This window comes from Vibrio sp. Isolate25 (assembly GCF_022398025.1).
Taxonomy (GTDB): domain Bacteria; phylum Pseudomonadota; class Gammaproteobacteria; order Enterobacterales; family Vibrionaceae; genus Vibrio; species Vibrio coralliilyticus_A.
In genome coordinates, this window is record NZ_JAKEUT010000027.1 from 1 (window position 1) to 4,206 (window position 4,206).

The window sequence follows — 4,206 nt, forward strand, 5'->3', positions numbered from 1 at the left end:
GCAACCCTTATCCTTGTTTGCCAGCACTTCGGGTGGGAACTCCAGGGAGACTGCCGGTGATAAACCGGAGGAAGGTGGGGACGACGTCAAGTCATCATGGCCCTTACGAGTAGGGCTACACACGTGCTACAATGGCGCATACAGAGGGCAGCCAACTTGCGAGAGTGAGCGAATCCCAAAAAGTGCGTCGTAGTCCGGATCGGAGTCTGCAACTCGACTCCGTGAAGTCGGAATCGCTAGTAATCGTGGATCAGAATGCCACGGTGAATACGTTCCCGGGCCTTGTACACACCGCCCGTCACACCATGGGAGTGGGCTGCAAAAGAAGTGGGTAGTTTAACCTTCGGGGGGACGCTCACCACTTTGTGGTTCATGACTGGGGTGAAGTCGTAACAAGGTAGCCCTAGGGGAACCTGGGGCTGGATCACCTCCTTATACGATGATTATTGCGATGAGTGTTCACACAGATTGATGGTTTATGTAGTTTAAGAGATAGAACACCCCCCAAGGTGTTCAACTTAGTGTCCCGTTCGTCTAGAGGCCTAGGACACCGCCCTTTCACGGCGGTAACAGGGGTTCGACTCCCCTACGGGATACCATTGGGTCGTTAGCTCAGTTGGTAGAGCAGTTGACTTTTAATCAATTGGTCGCAGGTTCGAATCCTGCACGACCCACCATTTTACAAGCAGGGGGTCACTGGTTCGAGCCCGGTATCGCCCACCATTCTCTAAATGTTTTTGGATTTAAAGTTCCAAACCACTTCAGTAAAGCGTACGTGGTTGGGGTTTTCGACCGTCTAAGAATCTTTAGAAAATGCTTTCTTCGGAAAACATGCTCTTTAACAATTTGGAAAGCTGACGAATAACAACAATCCCCATCTCTTTGAGATGCGTTGTTATTCAATTAAAAGTTCTCAAATCCTAAAACTATGTTTTAGGTACCAACACACATTCAAGTGTTCTTGGAAATTTGAGTCCGGCAAAATCGTGTCTGCACATGTATAAAAATGCAGACAACTTTGGTTGTTTAACAAAGACCCTTTGGGGTTGTATGGTTAAGTGACTAAGCGTACACGGTGGATGCCTTGGCAGTCAGAGGCGATGAAAGACGTATTAACTTGCGATAAGCCCAGATTAGGTAGTAACAACCATTTGAGTCTGGGATTTCTGAATGGGGAAACCCAATACCATAAGGTATTACTGTTAACTGAATACATAGGTTAACAGGGCGAACTCGGGGAACTGAAACATCTAAGTACCCGAAGGAAAAGAAATCAACCGAGATTCCGAAAGTAGCGGCGAGCGAAATTGGACTAGCCCTTAAGCTTTTAATGAGACAGGTGAAGGCTCTGGAAAGTGCCGCGATACAGGGTGATAGCCCCGTAACCGACATCTCATCATCAGTGAAATCGAGTAGGGCGGGACACGTGATATCCTGTCTGAATATGGGGGGACCATCCTCCAAGGCTAAATACTACTGACTGACCGATAGTGAACCAGTACCGTGAGGGAAAGGCGAAAAGAACCCCTGTGAGGGGAGTGAAATAGAACCTAGCAAGGTTAACCATCTAGGGGAGCCGTAGAGAAATCGAGTCTTAACTGGGCGTCGAGTTGCTGGATATAGACCCGAAACCAGGTGATCTAGCCATGGGCAGGTTGAAGGTTGAGTAACATCAACTGGAGGACCGAACCGACTAATGTTGAAAAATTAGCGGATGACTTGTGGCTAGGGGTGAAAGGCCAATCAAACCTGGAGATAGCTGGTTCTCCCCGAAATCTATTTAGGTAGAGCCTCGGACGAATACTACTGGGGGTAGAGCACTGTTAAGGCTAGGGGGTCATCCCGACTTACCAACCCTTTGCAAACTCCGAATACCAGTAAGTACTATCCGGGAGACACACGGCGGGTGCTAACGTCCGTCGTGGAGAGGGAAACAACCCAGACCGCCAGCTAAGGTCCCAAATTACAGCTAAGTGGGAAACGATGTGGGAAGGCTTAGACAGCTAGGATGTTGGCTTAGAAGCAGCCATCATTTAAAGAAAGCGTAATAGCTCACTAGTCGAGTCGGCCTGCGCGGAAGATGTAACGGGGCTAAGCTGTAAACCGAAGCTGCGGCAATGCATTTTATGTATTGGGTAGGGGAGCGTTCTGTAAGCCGTTGAAGGTGAGTTGTAAAGCTTGCTGGAGGTATCAGAAGTGCGAATGCTGACATGAGTAACGATAATGGGGGTGAAAAACCTCCACGCCGGAAGACCAAGGGTTCCTGTCCAACGTTAATCGGGGCAGGGTAAGTCGACCCCTAAGGCGAGGCCGAAAGGCGTAGTCGATGGGAAACGGGTTAATATTCCCGTACTTCTTACAATTGCGATGGGGGGACGGAGAAGGCTAGGTGGGCCTGGCGACGGTTGTCCAGGTTCAAGTGCGTAGGCTTGAGAGTTAGGTAAATCCGGCTCTCTTTAAGGCTGAGACACGATGTCGAGCTACTACGGTAGTGAAGTCATTGATGCCATGCTTCCAGGAAAAGCCTCTAAGCTTCAGATTGTAAGGAATCGTACCCCAAACCGACACAGGTGGTCGGGTAGAGAATACCAAGGCGCTTGAGAGAACTCGGGTGAAGGAACTAGGCAAAATGGTACCGTAACTTCGGGAGAAGGTACGCTCTTGACGGTGAAGTCCCTTGCGGATGGAGCTATTGAGAGTCGCAGATACCAGGTGGCTGCAACTGTTTATTAAAAACACAGCACTGTGCAAAATCGTAAGATGACGTATACGGTGTGACGCCTGCCCGGTGCCGGAAGGTTAATTGATGGGGTTAGACGTAAGTCGAAGCTCTTGATCGAAGCCCCGGTAAACGGCGGCCGTAACTATAACGGTCCTAAGGTAGCGAAATTCCTTGTCGGGTAAGTTCCGACCTGCACGAATGGCGTAATGATGGCCACGCTGTCTCCACCCGAGACTCAGTGAAATTGAAATCGCTGTGAAGATGCAGTGTACCCGCGGCTAGACGGAAAGACCCCGTGAACCTTTACTACAGCTTGGCACTGAACATTGACCCTACATGTGTAGGATAGGTGGGAGGCTTTGAACCCGGTACGCCAGTATCGGTGGAGCCGTCCTTGAAATACCACCCTTGTAGTGTTGATGTTCTAACTTAGACCCGTTATCCGGGTTGAGGACAGTGCCTGGTGGGTAGTTTGACTGGGGCGGTCTCCTCCCAAAGAGTAACGGAGGAGCACGAAGGTGGGCTAATCACGGTTGGACATCGTGAGGTTAGTGCAATGGCATAAGCCCGCTTGACTGCGAGAATGACAATTCGAGCAGGTGCGAAAGCAGGTCATAGTGATCCGGTGGTTCTGWATGGAAGGGCCATCGCTCAACGGATAAAAGGTACTCCGGGGATAACAGGCTGATACCGCCCAAGAGTTCATATCGACGGCGGTGTTTGGCACCTCGATGTCGGCTCATCACATCCTGGGGCTGAAGTCGGTCCCAAGGGTATGGCTGTTCGCCATTTAAAGTGGTACGCGAGCTGGGTTTAGAACGTCGTGAGACAGTTCGGTCCCTATCTGCCGTGGGCGTTGGAAGATTGAAGGGGGCTGCTCCTAGTACGAGAGGACCGGAGTGGACGAACCTCTGGTGTTCGGGTTGTCATGCCAATGGCATTGCCCGGTAGCTAAGTTCGGAATCGATAACCGCTGAAAGCATCTAAGCGGGAAGCGAGCCCTGAGATGAGTCTTCCCTGTCAGAAGTGAAACGAATTAGCGCCGATGGTAGTGTGGGGCTTCCCCATGTGAGAGTAGGACATCGCCAGGCTTTAATTTCGACTTTGTCTATTTAGTAGACAAGTCACCATAAGATTCTAATAAAGTTTAGAGTTTTATGTTGACTTACCGAGTCAATGGCGTATTATACGCATCCGCTTCGGCGCTAACGCGTTGATAGCACAGCTCTTTAACAATATAAACCTATCAATCTGTGTGGGCACTCGTTGATGATAATCCAAATAGATACTTCGGTATCAATTTAGGTTTCAATGAACTGAGTGACCAATCAAGTCTTCGGACTTGGCACAGTCAATTCAAACATTACTTATGTAATGTTCAGTATTCATTGAGCCGACAAAATCTTAAATTGAAGAGTTTGATCATGGCTCAGATTGAACGCTGGCGGCAGGCCTAACACATGCAAGTCGAGCGGAAACGAGTT

At 49.5% G+C, this 4,206-nt stretch carries 2 tRNA genes and 3 rRNA genes; all 5 read left to right on the forward strand.

Annotated features, from left to right (window positions below):
- Positions 1 to 435, forward strand: a 16S ribosomal RNA gene (locus L1D15_RS21895); the annotation flags it as partial.
- An 88-nt stretch (positions 436 to 523) separates the two neighbouring features.
- Positions 524 to 599, forward strand: a tRNA-Glu gene (locus L1D15_RS21900).
- Between the two features lie 2 nt (positions 600 to 601).
- Positions 602 to 677: transfer RNA gene (locus L1D15_RS21905), tRNA-Lys, on the forward strand.
- Between the two features lie 375 nt (positions 678 to 1,052).
- Positions 1,053 to 3,790, forward strand: a 23S ribosomal RNA gene (locus tag L1D15_RS21910).
- Positions 3,791 to 4,128: 338 nt separating this feature from the next.
- Positions 4,129 to 4,206, forward strand: a 16S ribosomal RNA gene (locus L1D15_RS21915); the annotation flags it as partial.